The following is a 16,613-nucleotide window of genomic DNA, read 5'->3' as shown; positions in this document are numbered from 1 at the left end:
CACCGGACTGACAACGTTTATTTTGTTAGTTTTACGATAGGAATACGTGCTTATGCATACATCAATTTTACCAGTAGAAAAACGTCAGGAATTTTATCCTTCAATTTCTCAAAACTTTGTTCACTTTGAACAATGCGTTTATCAGACCTTTGATAAACATGTTGAAGGCTATAATGGCGGGTATTTTGATTTTATGGTTTGTGAAAATGGCGCAGCCTTTTCACAACTCAATACAGATCGAAAATTACTACTCACTAATGATTTGAACTACTTTCAGAAAGAAGTCACAGCCCAAGTTGCCTCTATTGCCATTTTTGCATTAGTTTTAGCTCGGTTTACTGAAATGTCTTATTTGAAAGGTCTTAAACATCATCAAGAACATTTTACGCTTTTAAGTGAAAAATTAAGAGAGTATTACTTGACCCTTGATGATGATTCCATTGATGCTATCTGTGGATTCTTAGATTAGGTTCTTATGATATCAACCCATCATTATAATGATGGGTTTTTTCTTACCTTATGAAACTGCATACACATAATATGTAAATCATTCAAGCAGCTTGCGAGTAAGTTGTAGGTTTCATTACGCTTCTTTGTGCAAAAATCAGGAGTGATTTCTTGCTCGTATCGATAACGATTTAACAAAATGAAATGCAGATCCAGTTGCATGAATAATTTCATTAATAACGTGGTTTCTTTTCCTAATCTCGATTGATCGTAAGACATAACAAAAGAGCGGTCAGGTTCAAAAGGTCGAACAAAAAAGCCACTGCTTTTTTCTTCTAGCGAATAGCGCATACTCGCCAGTTTTTCCGTCACACGCTTCATTCTCTCGACAATTTTCACACAAACCTTAGAGGCAAAGAGCTTTTCACTCGGCTCAGTTGAAACGTTAGTGGCAAAACAAGCCACCGAAAACAAACTATTAAAGATGAGTTCTCCGGTGACATACTTAACGTCTTTCTTTTCAAAGTAAGTAGGGTTCCAGATAGTCGCGAGCTTTTTGGTGTGGAGGATGAATTTAGGCGCGTTATGATCTTTCATTGTTTATTACCTGCTTGTAGAAGGGACTCAAAAGCGGTCATTAACTCAGAGGCTTTCTTCTTATCGTTCTCGGTTGGCCGTGTTTGAATTGTTACCGTTTTTACTTTATGTGAGCGTTTATGTTTTAAATTTTCATTCGCCTGGTGAACTTGTTCGAATAATACTTTGAGGCTCACACCTTGGCTATTTTTCTTCAACTTGATTTTTTTTTCGATTATATCAGACATGAAGATATTCAACGGAATAAACATCGGCATCGAGTCTTCATCAAGCCCGATAAAAATCTCATTCTCGCGATAGTATTTCTGCATACCTTTCCTCCAAAAGCACACTCATCATAAAGATGAGTGTATATCATTAATGTTATACGTTATTCGTCATCAAAATCTAACGGGCTTTCAGGTTGAACTTCAACAGATTGGCCAGTCGGTAAAAGCTCTATTTTTCCATCAAAACCTTGAACCACGACCTCCGAAATCGTTCTTTTGTTGCCTTCTTCACCAAAGGTGCGGTTTTTCATTTTTCCTTCAATGTATAAAGGTGCGCCTTTTTTGATGTACTTTTCCGCAAACTCCGCTAATTTTCCTTTTACTTTGATTTTGTGCCAATCCGTTACGGTTTCTTGTACACCGGTTGTTTTGTTTCTCCAGGTGTCTTTTGTGGCCAACGTGAATTCTACGGACTTACCGCCATCAGGGAATTCATGGGTGGAAGGATCTTCTCCGGTATAACCAACTAAGATTATTTTGTTAATGCCTCTCATATCGTCTCCTTGTATATCATTATTGTTATACGTTAATTACTCGGCGCAATAGCGCCTTTTTCATAGTTAGGCAGCTCTGTTTTTGGATCGTCAAAAAATTTGATATCACAGGCTTTACTTGAGCAGCGCCACCAAAAAACACCCTCGCGTTTAGCCGACAGTCGAACGAGTGCCTTTTTACATTGAGGACAAAATTCGGTTTCTGACGGTTTGAATTTTGGCTTTGGCTCTAAGTTCGGTTGGCCATCGAGATCGGGGTAGGTTGTTTTACAGCTTGGATAACCGGTACAAGCCCAAAACTTGCCATTGGTTCCGGTACGAGTCACTAATTTATCCTTGTGACAAACAGGGCAAGTGGGCGCATCTTCCGGTATGGTTGTTTTGGTTTTTTTAGGGGCGGTGAGTTGTGGTTTACCGGCTTTATCTGGAAAAGCAGTTTTGCAGACTGGATATTGGTTGCATGTCCAAAAGTCGCCTTTACCGCCTTTCTTCCCTTTGCGTTTAAGTAAAAAACCGTCACCACACTTAGGGCATGAGGTCGCATCGACGCTGATATTGATCCCATTTTTCGCTAAATGCTCGATACGTTCAGCAATATAACCATCAACATCCGAAATAAACGCTTCAACCGTCATTTTGCTTTTTTTAATCAACGCCTTTTTTTCTTCCCATTGAGCTGAAATATCCGGCTTTATGACTTCATCCGGTAACGCCGCGCAGAACTCCTGACCTTGTTGAGTGGTTTTCCAGATTTTTTCCTTGTAACCCTTTTCCTTTCCAATCGAAATTAATGCGGTATTTTTGGCGAGCTTTTCTAAAATACCGGCTCGGGTTGCTTCAGTACCAATACTGCCTTGATCGCTGCTGCCTTCATCTTTTGCTTCTAATATTTTTCGAAGTTCAGGATCGTCAATAAATTTTGCCGCCCTAGTCATCGCGGCCAATAGTGTTGATTCAGTAAAATACTTAAGCGGGGTGGTCTTTTTCTTATCTATTTTGGTTGAGTCACAATACGCCTTTTCATTAAAATTCAACGTGGATAAATCAAACTCCGGTAATACGTCTTCTTTATCATTGGACACTTTATGAAGCACTTCCCATCCACGCTGTTCAAGAACGCTTTGAGTGGCATTAAATTGGTCGCCCTCAATATCAAAGATAACTTTTGTTTTATTGCGGATCGCATCGGGGTAGAAAAGCCCAATGAAGTGAATGGCAACAAGGTGGTACACATTTTTTTCTTTCACACTGAGCTTAATGTCTGCACCGCTTTTGACGGTAGGCACGATGGCATGGTGCGCTTCAATTTTGCTGGCATTGAAAGCTTTGTGTTTTTGATCCGTATCCATATCAGAAATAGAGCCGGCTAATTCTGGCATAGTGTCACTAATCGCCTGGCTAATATCATTGACTTGATAAAAGTGTTCATCAGATAAGTACCGGTTATCCGTTCGTGGGTACGTTAGCAGCTTATGGGTTTCATATAAGCCTTGCATTATCTCGAGTGTTTCAGTGGCACTGTAACCAAATTGCTTGGCACAGAGTTGTTGTAGGGTTGATAAATTCAGGGGTAAAGGGGGTTTACTATTTTCTGGTTTGGTTACCGCTATTGTGACCAGGGAGGATTTGTCCTTATTTCGGTTAGCGATGTGATTGGCGTTTGGTTCTGAAATCAGACGGTTTTTCTCATCAATTTGATCACTTTCTTTTGTCTGATATTTTGCGTTGATATGATGGCCATGAATGCTCATGTCGGCATAAACATCATAGTAAAAGCTTTCTTGGTGATTAAGGTTGGCCAACGTGCGCATGTTGACGAGTCCCATTACCGCACTTTGTACGCGACCCACATTTAAAACGCCCTGATAGCCCTTTTCACGACCTTTTAGCGTGCATCCACGAGTAAGATTGTAACCAAAGCTCTTATCGGCTAACGACCGCGCTAGGGCGCTCGCCGTCCAGCCTTTAAAGTTGTCATTCGGTTGCATGTTAGCCAGTGCTTTTTTGACCGGTGCTAAATTAAGATCGGCAACAATAAGGCGCTCTACCGGTTTTGTATTTTTCGCATACGTTAAAATTTCATCGACGAGCAGGCAGCCTTCTTCATCTGGATCGCCAGCATTCACAATCGATTTCGATTCTTTAATTAATTTTAATATTGTGCTGAGTTGAGCTTTTGAATCGGCTTTGGGTTTTAGCTTTGGTGGAGTGATCGTTTTTAATGGTAAATCGGAGAACACCCATTTTTTAAAATCTTCGTTGTAATCTTCTGGATCGAATAATTCCAACATATGGCCATAACACCAGGTTACGACTTCCTGGCCGTGTTGATAGTAGCCACTTTTCTTTTGAGTTTTTGGATTTCCTCCCAAGCCTTCAAAGATAGCTTGAGCAAGAGACGGTTTTTCTGCAATAAATACGCGCATGAGTGCTCCTTGCTATTTCTAGCAATAAGTGATTTGAATTAAAAAGGGGAATATGAAATAGGATTAAATGAATATGATCATTTAAATTGGTTTAAATTTTAGGTGAGGATGTATACACATTCATACGAATTGGAAGCAATTAAATAGCGTTCTTCTTCGATTAGCACATGAGATTTATTTATCTCTAAAGACCTTATTCCCGATTGAATACGGTCAAGTTCCAACATTTCATCTTGGGATATTGGTTTCCCGTGAGTAAGACAATAGACACTATTGAAGCTGTATTCATCGCTAGGCGATGCATTTCCATATAGCCAATCTATTGGTGATTTACTATTTTTTTGTAGATGATAAGCCATGCTGTGCCTAATGGTCTTAAATGCGCCAGATTTGCTTGACCAGCAGTAGGTAATTTCAAAGTATGTAACATCAGTTTCTAAATCATCAGGTATCACTGCATACCATCCTTTATAAGATGGGGTATTTCTAAGATAAGGAGCAACATAGCGTTTATTTGGCCAAAAGCGTTTTGTTTTAAAGCTACTGTCAGGAATAGCCCAGCTTGGTGCTTCTATATCAAACTGTATATCTGTTACAGGCAAAGAGATGAGTTCTGGTGTTAAAAATACACTAGGAGCAAATAAGATAATCCTTTTGTTTGATAGCTCATCAATGTTTAAATCAAGCTGTGCTTTAATTGCGAATTTAACTTCCTCATGTGCTTCTTTATAGCATGATCCCCATTGTAGCTCGTATGCCGCTTGCTCGGGAGATAGATTTTTACTAAAAAGATGAATGTATTGGTTCCAATTATCATCTATATATTTGTAAGGAATGCGGTTGAAGTGATGTTGAAACTCGCCCCACCATTGCTGCCACTCTTCATCGAAATCATCAGTTAATCTACTAGCCATGTAATGATGACCTCGTTCTGTTATTACTACACTTTTTCCATTGTCCGAAAATTTGCAATAGTCCCCGTTAACCAGTTCTTCAATGATCGTTTCAACTTGGATACCAGACTTAGGATAAACATCAAGGTGTCGTTCTTTTACTTCGGCTCTAGATAAACCTTTACGAGCCTTTTTTATGTGCTCGTTGTAAAGTTTTTGTATACGGGAGACGCTCATACAATTTATAGGCCATAACCATTCCAGCAGTTTATTGGCGTACTTAAAATTAGGCCCTAATTCAAGAATGTATGAATTGGGAGCTTGTGGGAGGGGAGGAATAGAATCAGCAGTTTCACCCATTGCTTTTAACTCAGAATCAGTACAAGCATTATATAAAATACAAAGTAAAGCTTCTGTATCAAGATCGGGTCTTCCTAAGACTGATTTCAATTTAAGTGCAATGGGTACTATCGTTTGTTCTGAAAATATAATCTGGTCTTCACTTGGATTGCCATTTTTAGCAGAAAATTTAAGTTGTTCCCAATCTTGATGGTTTAGTGATTTTGCAAAAATTAATAACCATTTATCTTCATCTATATCAGATTTATAGATGATATGTGCATCAATTAATTTATCACGAATAAAGTATGCTTGGTTTTGTAAGGTAGATAGATGAGGTTGTGTAAGCTTGATAGGCTTATTCATTTTAAATCCTTGTAATAGTTTGATATGACTTTTGAGTTCCAGGTAGTTAAATAGTTACTTCAGATAGGCTTTCAAGTTCTTCATAAGTGAAGAACCTGAAAGTGTTGTAATGTTTTTCTTCGAGATTAACTGGTTGGCCATTAATCATGACGAACTTAATATCATTGAACATGATTTGAAGTGCTGCTTTTTGTTTTGCCGTCGGGACAACGTAAAAAACGCGTTGCCATATCTTTTTTTGACGACCAAGCAAATGACTGGTCATGATACTTTGGTATCGTTGTTTATTCCGCTTTAAGGTTCGCTCTGTTTCAATGGCAACATTATGACCAGATGGCAAAGTAATTAGTCCGTCAGGTCTGTGTTTCACTTCGAATTTTTTGAAAAATTCGCCTCTATCTCCACTAATCCAATTTGTGCAATTTTTACTTTCTAATGTTAATCGCACAAATTGGTTATCCAGGTGATGCTGCAATGTAGAGGGCCGAACTCGTGATGGTTCAAAAACGGGTAATAATGGTTCGTCAACGATGGCCAAGCCATCTAAAGTAATTCCCCAAAGGGAAATTTTACTCGATACAAATGTGGTTTCGTGTTTGAGTATTAATCCTTTCCGAACCATATTACTTAGGAATCGTGAAGCATTACCTTTTTTTTCTATCTGTAAAATTCGACTTAAGGTTTTAAAGTCACTAAAAGTGTCTTGTGACAAAAATTTTAGAACTGCTAGCTCTCTTTTATTTCCTCGATGTCGGCATTCGCTGAATGATAGTTTTAGTTGTTCGCTCATTTATCTTCCTCTAGTTCTAATTCATCTATATCTATCTCTTCAGGATCAAAGTCATCATCAAAATCTAATAAGTTATGATCATTTAAATGAACTTCAGAATCTTCTTCAGGTGGAGCAATACTTAAAACCAGATCTTTCTTTTGTACTTTGATAGGGGATATCAAAGAGGCAAAAGGCAGGTTTTCAGCTGAATAAATAAAGCTAACAAATTTAGGTAAATTGAGTAGCATGTTGGTATCAATGAAGTTACGTTCCGCTTGTCGAATACTTCTATCTGAAGCGATGCTTTCAGTTAGTGCTTTATTGGTTTCTACTTTTCTCGTTTCATCATCAACTAAAATAGTTCCACTCATTTCAGCTACCCACTTAGCTGTATCCGGATGTTGTAATTTATAAACCAATTTGAATTTGGCATTTTCAACAACTGCACCAACAACCGCGTCGCCATTTAAGTCAGCGGGGCACTCTTTTAAATCAGCAATAGATTGGTGAGCCATAATAATATGAACACCTTTATCTCGTGCTGCGCCCAAACCTTCCATTGCAGGTTTAGATAAATGGTATTTTAATTCGTCTAAGAAAATTGCGATTGGACGAGGCTTTGTATTTATGCGATCACGGGTTTCAGCGATTTGAAGCAATCGAACTAATAGCATTCTTTGAGCCGCAATGATTTTACCGTTTCGCATTGAACCAATAACGTAACAACAACCACCGTTATCAAAAATATCTTGCAGTGAAACGCCGTTTACCGCATTGATGGAGTTCAATCCAGCAAGTTCTTCTAGTTTTCCATAGAAGGCTTTGATGGTATCTGCGATCCCTTGAACATATTCACTTTTGTAAAGAGCTCTTAATGTTTCTCGTTCGCTTAACTTTAATTTAGCGGAAAGCCGCGCGGCTTTCCGGTCATCAATTCGATAAAAGTCGGCAACATCCCCTTTTTCAGCTAAAGAAAATCCAGCAACTAATAACTCTTCCAATTGCTCTTCATTGATGTCAGCTAACAAATTGATTTGATATTCTTGTTTGTTTAAGTCGATTAAGAAAAAGGGTTTCCCAGCATCTTCACAAGCTTTTCTGTACAAATGAGGAGCCCATTCATCATTTTTAGGGTCGAGAACAAAAACGCCTTCACCGGCAAGAATACTCTGATAAAGAAGAATACCTGAAGCAACACCTTTACCTGCTCCAGTCGTACCAATTATATCTGCATGTTGCGTTTGCCATGTTTCAATTGGGATATATTGCGGTTGTCTTAACTCATCTAGTCCGATGAATATTCCTTTATTTAGATCAATGAATTTCATTGGATCATAATGTTCAGTTGTTGGTAGGTGAGAGGCTATTTCACGTACGTCAGTTTTCTCATTTCGAGCAAGTTTCGTTTTTTGGGTTAACTTCACTTTCAGCTCGTTATGTTTTGGTACTAACCAGCGTCTTAAATAAATGTGAGAAATAATGCCTAAGATGGTTAAAACGATGAGTAACCAAGTTGGTAACGGAAATAAGAATTGAACATCAGACGGTAGTCTTCCTTTTAAAAAAAGTGTGGCCATTAGTGGAATGATGATTGGTGATAGCGTTCCAAATATGAAAAAAATACCGCTTCCTAAAATGCAGATCCTATACAAAGAAACATCAGATTCGTGATCCTTTTCTGGTCTATCAAAGTAAATGGTTGGGAGTAATAAACCGGCAATAATTGCAAATATAAAGCCTCCTGAATACGTGATCTTATACATCCATAGGATCGTATTAAATGACGCACTGAGAAGTGCTTGGGAGAGTAAATCAAGCATCTAAAGTACCTTTATCGTTCATGATTTTTGATAACAACTACTGATAACAATCACTAATAACGGGTGTTATCACCTGTTGTTATCAGTAGTTGTTATCAGTTTATTGTGAGAGGGGGATCCGATGAGAATCGGATCCTTAAAAGACTAAGATTGAAAACATGTTTTCAATCAACACCTTATAGATATAAAATTTTTCTTCTGGACGAAGAAGAAATTTCATATCTATAAGGAAAAAAGAAAAGGGAAAACGTCGTCGCTAACGCAACTACCCCCCTTTTTAAGTTGGATTAAGGCTCCTTCTTTGGTCTGCGGGGACTTGACCTTGAAGTTTCCTAAATCCAGCTAGAAAAAACGAGGGTAGTCTCCTTACCGTCGACGTTTTCCGGGCTTCGCCCCCAAACCAAAAACCGTCCTCTAGGGAGGACTCGCCTATTCGCCAGGGCGGGCGTTTTGGTTCGGCTCCCCCAATCTAAACCTGCGCTCGGAACTCGCTTGTTTTAGATGCTACGCTGGACGCTCCGCACCAGATAAAAACATTAGCAATTAAACCCCACAAGGGGGCGCTTGGGCGATTGAATGTTTTTTCTGGTTAGGATCGTATGCCATGCTCACTAACGCCAAAAACAGGATTACATCCGCTCGGGGACTCGCTACTTTCATCATGTTTTTGCCTAGTTCACGAGGCTACGATAACAGCGGCACTTCCAAGTTCATTTGTTACATTTGTGCCAAATGATGAACTTTCAGTGCAAAGGAAAAAAGCAAAATTTAACAATACTAAGGTATTGAAATGTTCACTTTTTGAATATTTCGCATGACTATTTTTAACAATGCTAGGGCATTGAAAAATATCATTTTGAAATACTTTAGCCCCGAGTTTGAGATAGCTTAACCACAAACTCCACAATCGATTGAGCACTTTGTTCCGGCTCAATGCTCTCATGTGGATTTTGATGGATAAGCTAGTTTTGGGGGTGACTATTAACTTGATTTGATGGGATTGGTTTTGGTGATTTTCGTTTCTTAGGTGTTGTCATTATTTTAGATAACTTATTAAAATCTACGCCACTTTGAACAATTTTATTTTTTAATTCTTCAAGCTTTAAAAGCTCTTTCTGCTCCTTTTCCTCTTCTTCTAATGCTTTCAATTTAACATCATCGATAATGTTAGAAAGCTTTTCTTTAATGCTTTCTAGCTCATTTAAAGACAAACCATTTAGTGCCTTTTTAAGTTTTCGTTGATTTAAAATAGTAGAAACAAATTCAGTTTTCATGGGTTATTGCCCTTCTTTAAATTGGTAAAGGTAATGGGGTTCATGGTTTTTCATTTCCATAACTTCGATAATTTTTCGACCGTAACTAGGATGTCTAGAGGCGTGAATAAACAAATTTACCGAACCGGTAATTTGCCTACCCGCAAGTTCATAGCTCATCAATCCCGCGCTTGATATTAGATACTGAATCCGCTCAACAGCATCTTGGCAGCTATTTGCGTGTAGGGTTGTTACACATCCACTGTGCCCTGTATTCACCGCTTGGATGAAAGCGTCAGCCGCGCCAGAATGTCGAATTTCACCTACCCATATTCGATCGGGTCTCATACGTAGTGCGGTTTCAATTAAGGTTTTAAGTTCAACGTTGGTACTTTCACGTTGCGGGGCCTCAAGTGATACCCGGAAAGGGAGCCAGTCCAAATATAACTCTTGTGTGTCTTCGCAGGTAACGACTCGCTCAGTGAGTGGAATATACCTGGCTAAAGCCCTTAATAATGTGGTTTTTCCTGAACCAGTGTTACCGCTGACAATAATATTGCTGCCTTTTTTGATGTGCTCTATGAGCACATCAAACATGGCTTTAGGTAGTGCCTGATATTTAATAAGCTGGTCAATGGTTAAGAGATCTTTTGGAGCAACGCGAAGTGTGAGGGTTGCCCCTTGTGGGGTCACACCTACATGCGTACAACACACCCGAGAGCAATCAGGGAGTCGAGCATTTAAGATGGGATTTTTCTCAGAAATATCTTGATTTAAACATAAGGATAATTGAGTTATTAAATTATTAAACCCTTTTTCAGATCCAAATGTGACCATTGATTTTTTTATCACACCATATTGTTCATAATTAATATTGTCGAATCTATCTACGAAAATTTCGGTGATCCCCTCCATTTTGTATAGCACTTTTAATGGTTCAAAGTAATTTTCGACCAGATGCCATTGTGTTGCTTTTTCTATAGGTACGTCACCAAAAACAGTGGAAGCAAATTGGGCGGTCATCATTATCTCACTATTGAATTTAATTTTTGGATATCGTCTGGACTTAATGCATTCACTTGGTCCTGATATTGTTGTTGAGCACTTTCATTCTGGTCTGGCGAGGCACTAAATAACATTAAGTCGCCTAAATCATCGTAATAATGAGCCGCTTCTCCTTGATGACCATCACTATAATGAACATGGCCTGAAAGCTGGCCATCGATAATGGCTTGCTGATATGTGATCGTTGATGAGCAAAATTGTGGTAAAGAAAGATAACCTTTAATTTGTTTTTCACAGCGTATATCTTTGATCCATTGCTCGGGTACATTAATGTATTGAGTGCAATATGTGGTTCTAGCGTTATCACCTCCTTGTGTTATTTCTTGGGAACAAACATGTGATTGAGGGGCTATATAAGTGGCATAACCGCTTTTGATATCAACGTTGGGATCTACATTATCTTCATTTTTGGATATATAGTTATCAATATCATCATTACCCGTTTTCGGCGTTTCTATCATGCATTGATCTAACCGTGGTATTGCGGGTTTACCTCGAAGTATCCGTTTATGCATTGCTTTTTTTGCCGCTTTACAATTGCTATTTAAAAATCCAACGGGGGCGCACATTAAAATGGCACACTCATCATCACTGATCGCATTGGCTGAAAATGATGGAGTGAGAAGGGCCAATAGTGTCGTATAAAGAAGAGGTTTAAAAACATGATTCACATTGCATTCCTTTAATTTAAAAAATGTGGATAAAAAAACGCTACTATTGATAACGCCTCATCTTTTTAATGATGCGTGTAATATAATTTTGAGTTTCTTGATACGGTGGTACGCCATGATATTTATGAACAGCACCATCACCGGCGTTATAGGCCGCCAATGCGAGGGGTAAAGAGTGATGATATTTTCTTAATAATTTTGCAATAAGGTATGTGCCTATCTTGATATTATCGTCAGGATTGTAAGGGTTGATGTGCCAATGTTTAGAATGAAAATCCATTAACTGCATAAGACCTTTTGCCCCGGCGGAACTGTTCGCGTGTGGGTTAAAATTGCTTTCAGTTTCTATCATTGCAAATATCAAGGCTCTAGGGACGCCGTAATGCCCCGCATAACGTTCAACAATTGAGTAATAAGGTGGAAGGTCCGGAGCGTTAATTGATTGAACATATTGGCTATGCCAGCTACTAGATGTAGATTGAAATGAAGCGTTAGATTGAAAATCATCGTGGGGTTGTGCGTAAAGATTAGGGGATATTATGCATAGGCATAATATCAAAAAGACTTTCATGGCCACCTCTCATAAAGTTTCGTTTTGTTCCAAAGTAATGATAATGGTTCGCCATTGAAACGGATTGATTGTTGCTAGCGCGGTCATTTTCAATATGTTTTTACAAACATAGAGCTTTAGAGCACCTAAGGGGTTAAATAAACCATTTCGACTAATATCTGATGAAATATACCCACCATGTTTTTTAACCAATTTCGCTAATATTAATTGCTGTCTGGAACGGCTGCCCTTTTGCAGCATTGGACTCGATAAACAAATATAGGTGACTCCCGATGCTCTGGCATGGGTTAAGGTATCGTCTAGGGATTTGTAGTGTTGACGGTGAAAAGTATCATTCGTTTTTTTTAAATGAACATCCCATTGTGAATTGTTCATATTAGGATGAAAAATCAAACGATTGTTTTTTTCTGTTGTGAGAGTTGGGGGCAAAAAATAAATCAATGCTACAAACGCGCTGAAGTAAAAAATGAGCCAAATATTCGGTAAGAAGAAGATGAATATCATCATGGGTATTAGGCGTAATAGCATTCTCAATACATTGCGAATACGTAATCTATTGAGAGGTTGGTTGGTTAGAGTTATAGGGGTATTAAACCAAAACAAATGAGTCGCAAGGAGTGTGACGGTGTAACACATTATTATGTAAATCATAAAAAACCTGTGTAAAAAAGCCCCATCAATGGATGAGGCTGAAATTACTATATGAGGGATATTCTCTACTGATATTATTGTAGATTCTTCTTCCTGCGTATTATGCCAACGAACATTAAAAAGAATAATGCAAATAAACCCATACTACCGCCCTTCGTACCGCCACCATCATCGGGTGTTGGTGTTGGTGTTGGTGTTGGTGTTGGTGGCGTGTATTTTTCAGGTAGTTTATTAATGTTGATAACAAAATCTTTTTCGAGAACAACCTGGCCACTTTCACCATTCACACTACTCACGACTAATTTACATTCTCCATAGGGGGCAACGTTCTGACACGTATTGGAATCAACGTATGCATCCCCACTGGTGTTTAGTGTGTTATTAATATCTATGGTTTTGTTGTGTAAATTTTGAATCGTGATGGTTTTTTTATCACCGGCTTCGATTTTCGCATAGGTTGGAAATTGCCAAGCATTAATGTTTTCTAAAATAAAATCAGCATTATCATAAAAAACACTGCCGTCAGCATTACCACTTGACGCCCTATTTATACCGACGCCGTCACCATGTTCATTTAACCAAATACCGCCACTATCACCAGGCTCTGGAATTACCCAAAACCCAGGAGCGGGTAAGTAAAAATCAAATCCAGTGGGGCTTTTTATTCCATTGGCTACCTCATCATCATCGTATACATTAGCCATAATCGCTGGCCCCGCTCTTAGCCCATCATCAATTAGAGGATGTTTATCCCCTAAATTACGAGCACCCATTACCGTAATGTGCTGACCAAGTGTTAATTTTGTTGGGTTTAAAAAAATTACTTTCTCCAGGGCTTGATAGCTATCTTTTAAAGTGAAAACGGCTATATCATGGCGCATATTTGATGCGTATGAATTAGGGTCTTCTACAAAGATAAAATCACTAGGGATCGCAAATTTTGTGTAACGAGAATCCATTGTGTACATTTTTGGGACTTGGCGATTGTGCCAGTTATCGTAAAAAATCCCGGGGGCAAGACCTTCATCAAAAAGACGTTGAGTCGGTGATATGACTTTGGTTAACGGGCTGATTTGTTTTGTTGGAGTGTAATAATCTGGATCATGTGCATATTGAGTTGCAATTGCTGCGCCCTCACCAGGATCGGCGCAGTGAGCGGCTGTTAGAACATATTTTCCAGCAATGATGGTCCCCGTACATTCCATATAAACAATAGATGGAGCGCTTTTCCAATCGACACTCGTATAGTTACCCGTTATGGCGTAACTACTTGTACTGACTAGCGTCATAGTCGCCAGTAACGAGGTGTTTATTGTCCATTTTAAACATACATTCATCAGCCTAACCTCATCGAATTCAATTGCCTTATTATATCAAAAAACACTTTATTTTCAAAGGTATAGTTTGATTCTTATTTATTCCAGACGCCTAGTTACAGACGTCTGGTTATAGCGTTATTGAGTATAGACTCTTGTTATTTTAGTAGCTGAAGAACTACCTGATCCCGTCAAAGTCACCTTTGATGTTGAGACCTTGAGAGTTAAAGTATCGGTATGATCGGTACAATTTTGTTCACCATGACCAACAGGGATACAAGTTTGATACTTAACTTCTTCCTTCTTTGCTGTTAATGTTGAGCCTGCCACAACTGGATAAACCTCTAATCCCTCTCCTATATCAACACTGACAAATTTAGCACCGCTTGGAATATTGACAGAGCTTTTCGCATTACCTGAGTACACCAAATGCCACTCTTTACCACTGGCGTTTGGAGCATGTTCCGTGACATGATTTTGCTCAAAAATTTTCGCACTCTCCATTGCGATTTTATTGGCCGCATACGCTGGATCTAATGGATATTTATCCGCCGCATAAGCACTGGATACTATGAACATAACACTTAAACATAATAATGTTTTTTTCATGGGTATTTCCTTCTTTATGATGTGCATTCGGATGAATGCACATTAGTGACAAACAGTTTGAATGGTCAAGGTGCCTTCGGTGCGCTGCGCCCAATTCCCCGACGTATTTTTGTACATGTATTTTAATGAGACACTCCAATAAGTAGCATTATTATTAATGACAGCACCGGCAGGTGTGTGCTCATAAATACCATCAGGAAGAGAAACAAATTTAGGGGTGGCGACAATATCTGGTGTTAGGCCGGGGGCGCATTGGGGGTGTTGAATGTTACTTGGGGATTCAGCAGAAAAACTGTCCACCACTCCAACAGCTAGGCTGCGTTGGGTTCCATTAGCATTACGAATACGAAAATCCTTGGCATTGGTGACAGAATAATCCCCCCCAACATCCCAATTTCCCGTTAATGTTGAGTCTTCACCTGAGCGTTTGACTACGGTCGTTAATGCAAATAAGTTTTCTAATCGTGTAACAGTAATGGTGATGATGCGTTTTTTTTCGTCATAATGAGTACCCGCAATTTGTGAAAACAAATTAAGAGAAACTTGTTCTTCAAATGCATTCGAATTGTCTTGAGGGGGTAATTGAATCGTCAATATCGCCTCATAGTATTTTTGACCAACCATTTTTTGCCTGGTGTAATCAATATCGTCCCCCCAGGGCGTTTGCTCTGGGCGCATACAATTACCATTTTGATTATCCGCCGTGGAACATAACCCTAAGTAACCTTTGGTTTGGAGTGTTGCCAGGCTATCTGGAAACAGATCCTGTGAATCAGGCAATATACCAGCGTCATATTGATCGGATTGATACGCATTGATTTGCGTAATGATATTGGTCACATGGTTATAGAATGAATTTTGGTTATTTTTTATATTGTCTTGTTGTTCATGTTTGACATAAAAAATAGCCAAATAACCTATTACACTTAACACCACTAGCAGACTAATTAGGGAGGCAAAGCCTCCTTGATATTTTCTCATTGTTAATGACCTTTAGTGAATACACCCCTTTGATGGATCGAATTGCTCATTATCAGACACTATCTTAGTGACAGGGTAACTGAACGTAAGGGTTTGATTTGATGAATAAGATGGTTTGAGGTATCCATCGACATCATTAAGCTGCTCTTGATTCTCAAATATGACATTGATATCAAGTCGGATAGGGTGAGAATAGGGTGAGGATAGGGTTTGATATTGATACGTAAATATCAAACCTCTATCAGATATAGATTTAGCCAAATCTGGATTGTATTTGATTAAATCATCCATCGTTTTTGTGGTTGGCGTATGAAAACATCGCGTTTTCAGGACTTCTAACTGATAGTTAGATATCACGGTATGATGGATATCCCTAACCGCCTCCTTTATATCCATACTCGCCATATAATGACGAGCCATTGGGCTAACCGTACTCAACATCAGTACGGTTAGCCCAATCATCGCCGCCATTGATATTATCAGGCTTAATGACGCCATCCCGAGGGTATGATGTCTCATTATTAAAATGTCATGGTAATTGAATTGGCTGATTTAACGAGTGTGGCACACCCCTCCGCTTCTGAACAACCGCCTCGTGTTGTCGGTGCCATCGTATCGGCTAGCTCATTAATACGATCTGTGTCATTGGGCATTGTGGCGGTAATATCGTATAAACCAGAGTTAGTATTGGGGGAAACTGTCCAATCACCGCCAAATGAGTTGGTTGATTTTCCATCATTGGCATCACCACAAATAGAGTTTTCTAAATAACGATCTTGGCATAGTGTCTCTAAAGAAACACTGGAGTAATTAGGACGACGTTTTTTCCATCGATAAGTGGCTTCTGAAATGCTAGAAACATCCGATTGAAAGGCACTGACATTAAACATGTAATTGATCGTTGGCACTTTTGAAATAACAAATGCGATTAGACCAATCAATAGGGTCGCATAAATTAGAATATCAACGCTAGATGCACCACGGGCTTTTTTTCGGGATGCGATTTGTTTTTTTAACATGATTTTTCCTTTTTATTGAAAATAAAAAACCATTCAAATGAATGGTTTTAAAGA

At 38.8% G+C, this 16,613-nt stretch carries 18 protein-coding genes; 1 reads left to right on the top strand and 17 read right to left on the bottom strand.

Annotation, left to right across the window (positions count from 1 at the left end; translation table 11 throughout):
- Positions 1 to 52 precede the first annotated feature (52 nt).
- Complete coding sequence (locus GFB47_RS16340; RefSeq protein WP_178306582.1) at positions 53 to 469, top strand: antirestriction protein; 417 nt, start codon at positions 53 to 55, stop codon at positions 467 to 469.
- Positions 470 to 492: 23 nt separating this feature from the next.
- Here the strand turns inward: GFB47_RS16340 and GFB47_RS16335 are convergent, their stop codons facing one another.
- From GFB47_RS16335 to GFB47_RS16255, 17 genes are all read right to left on the bottom strand, one after another.
- Positions 493 to 1,044, bottom strand: coding sequence for a hypothetical protein (locus tag GFB47_RS16335; protein WP_178306581.1), 552 nt, complete (start codon positions 1,042 to 1,044; stop codon positions 493 to 495).
- Entirely contained in the window at positions 1,041 to 1,355 is a 315-nt protein-coding gene (locus GFB47_RS16330; protein ID WP_178306580.1) for a hypothetical protein, read from the bottom strand. The genes GFB47_RS16335 and GFB47_RS16330 overlap by 4 nt, the downstream gene beginning before the upstream one ends.
- Before the next feature lie 59 nt (positions 1,356 to 1,414).
- Complete coding sequence (gene ssb, locus GFB47_RS16325; protein WP_178306579.1) at positions 1,415 to 1,807, bottom strand: single-stranded DNA-binding protein; 393 nt, start codon at positions 1,805 to 1,807, stop codon at positions 1,415 to 1,417.
- Positions 1,808 to 1,839: 32 nt separating this feature from the next.
- Positions 1,840 to 4,233, bottom strand: coding sequence for a DNA topoisomerase (locus GFB47_RS16320; protein ID WP_178306578.1), 2,394 nt, complete (start codon positions 4,231 to 4,233; stop codon positions 1,840 to 1,842).
- A 98-nt stretch (positions 4,234 to 4,331) separates the two neighbouring features.
- The gene (locus tag GFB47_RS16315) at positions 4,332 to 5,831 is read right to left on the bottom strand and encodes a hypothetical protein (RefSeq protein WP_178306577.1); all 1,500 of its coding nucleotides are present in this window, start codon (positions 5,829 to 5,831) and stop codon (positions 4,332 to 4,334) included.
- 46 nt (positions 5,832 to 5,877) lie between these two features.
- The gene (mobC, locus tag GFB47_RS16310) at positions 5,878 to 6,621 is read right to left on the bottom strand and encodes a MobC family replication-relaxation protein (RefSeq protein WP_178306576.1); all 744 of its coding nucleotides are present in this window, start codon (positions 6,619 to 6,621) and stop codon (positions 5,878 to 5,880) included.
- Complete coding sequence (locus GFB47_RS16305) at positions 6,618 to 8,423, bottom strand: type IV secretory system conjugative DNA transfer family protein (RefSeq protein ID WP_178306575.1); 1,806 nt, start codon at positions 8,421 to 8,423, stop codon at positions 6,618 to 6,620. Before GFB47_RS16305 ends, mobC begins: the two co-directional genes overlap by 4 nt.
- A gap of 962 nt (positions 8,424 to 9,385) precedes the next feature.
- Positions 9,386 to 9,697, bottom strand: coding sequence for an H-NS family histone-like protein (locus GFB47_RS16300; RefSeq protein ID WP_178306574.1), 312 nt, complete (start codon positions 9,695 to 9,697; stop codon positions 9,386 to 9,388).
- A 3-nt stretch (positions 9,698 to 9,700) separates the two neighbouring features.
- Positions 9,701 to 10,702, bottom strand: a complete 1,002-nt coding sequence (locus GFB47_RS16295; RefSeq protein WP_225874368.1) for a CpaF family protein — start codon at positions 10,700 to 10,702, stop codon at positions 9,701 to 9,703.
- Positions 10,702 to 11,412, bottom strand: coding sequence for a hypothetical protein (locus GFB47_RS16290; RefSeq protein ID WP_178306573.1), 711 nt, complete (start codon positions 11,410 to 11,412; stop codon positions 10,702 to 10,704). Before GFB47_RS16290 ends, GFB47_RS16295 begins: the two co-directional genes overlap by 1 nt.
- Positions 11,413 to 11,455: 43 nt before the next feature.
- On the bottom strand, positions 11,456 to 11,983 hold the full coding sequence (locus tag GFB47_RS16285; protein ID WP_178306572.1) for a lytic transglycosylase domain-containing protein: 528 nt from the start codon (positions 11,981 to 11,983) through the stop codon (positions 11,456 to 11,458).
- 9 nt (positions 11,984 to 11,992) lie between these two features.
- The gene (locus GFB47_RS16280) at positions 11,993 to 12,490 is read right to left on the bottom strand and encodes a hypothetical protein (RefSeq protein WP_178306571.1); all 498 of its coding nucleotides are present in this window, start codon (positions 12,488 to 12,490) and stop codon (positions 11,993 to 11,995) included.
- A 218-nt stretch (positions 12,491 to 12,708) separates the two neighbouring features.
- Positions 12,709 to 13,971: a trypsin-like serine protease gene (locus GFB47_RS16275; protein WP_178306607.1), complete on the bottom strand. Its 1,263-nt coding sequence runs from the start codon at positions 13,969 to 13,971 to the stop codon at positions 12,709 to 12,711.
- Between the two features lie 117 nt (positions 13,972 to 14,088).
- On the bottom strand, positions 14,089 to 14,559 hold the full coding sequence (locus tag GFB47_RS16270) for a hypothetical protein (protein WP_178306570.1): 471 nt from the start codon (positions 14,557 to 14,559) through the stop codon (positions 14,089 to 14,091).
- 42 nt (positions 14,560 to 14,601) lie between these two features.
- Positions 14,602 to 15,540: a CHASE3 domain-containing protein gene (locus GFB47_RS16265; RefSeq protein ID WP_178306569.1), complete on the bottom strand. Its 939-nt coding sequence runs from the start codon at positions 15,538 to 15,540 to the stop codon at positions 14,602 to 14,604.
- A 12-nt stretch (positions 15,541 to 15,552) separates the two neighbouring features.
- Positions 15,553 to 16,011: a hypothetical protein gene (locus tag GFB47_RS16260; protein ID WP_178306568.1), complete on the bottom strand. Its 459-nt coding sequence runs from the start codon at positions 16,009 to 16,011 to the stop codon at positions 15,553 to 15,555.
- A 50-nt stretch (positions 16,012 to 16,061) separates the two neighbouring features.
- Complete coding sequence (locus GFB47_RS16255) at positions 16,062 to 16,559, bottom strand: hypothetical protein (protein WP_225874367.1); 498 nt, start codon at positions 16,557 to 16,559, stop codon at positions 16,062 to 16,064.
- Positions 16,560 to 16,613: the final 54 nt, after the last annotated feature.

The organism is Vibrio algicola, assembly GCF_009601765.2.
GTDB lineage: Bacteria > Pseudomonadota > Gammaproteobacteria > Enterobacterales > Vibrionaceae > Vibrio > Vibrio algicola.
Note: the sequence above shows the minus strand (reverse complement) of the source record. Positions and strands in the feature narration are given on the sequence as shown.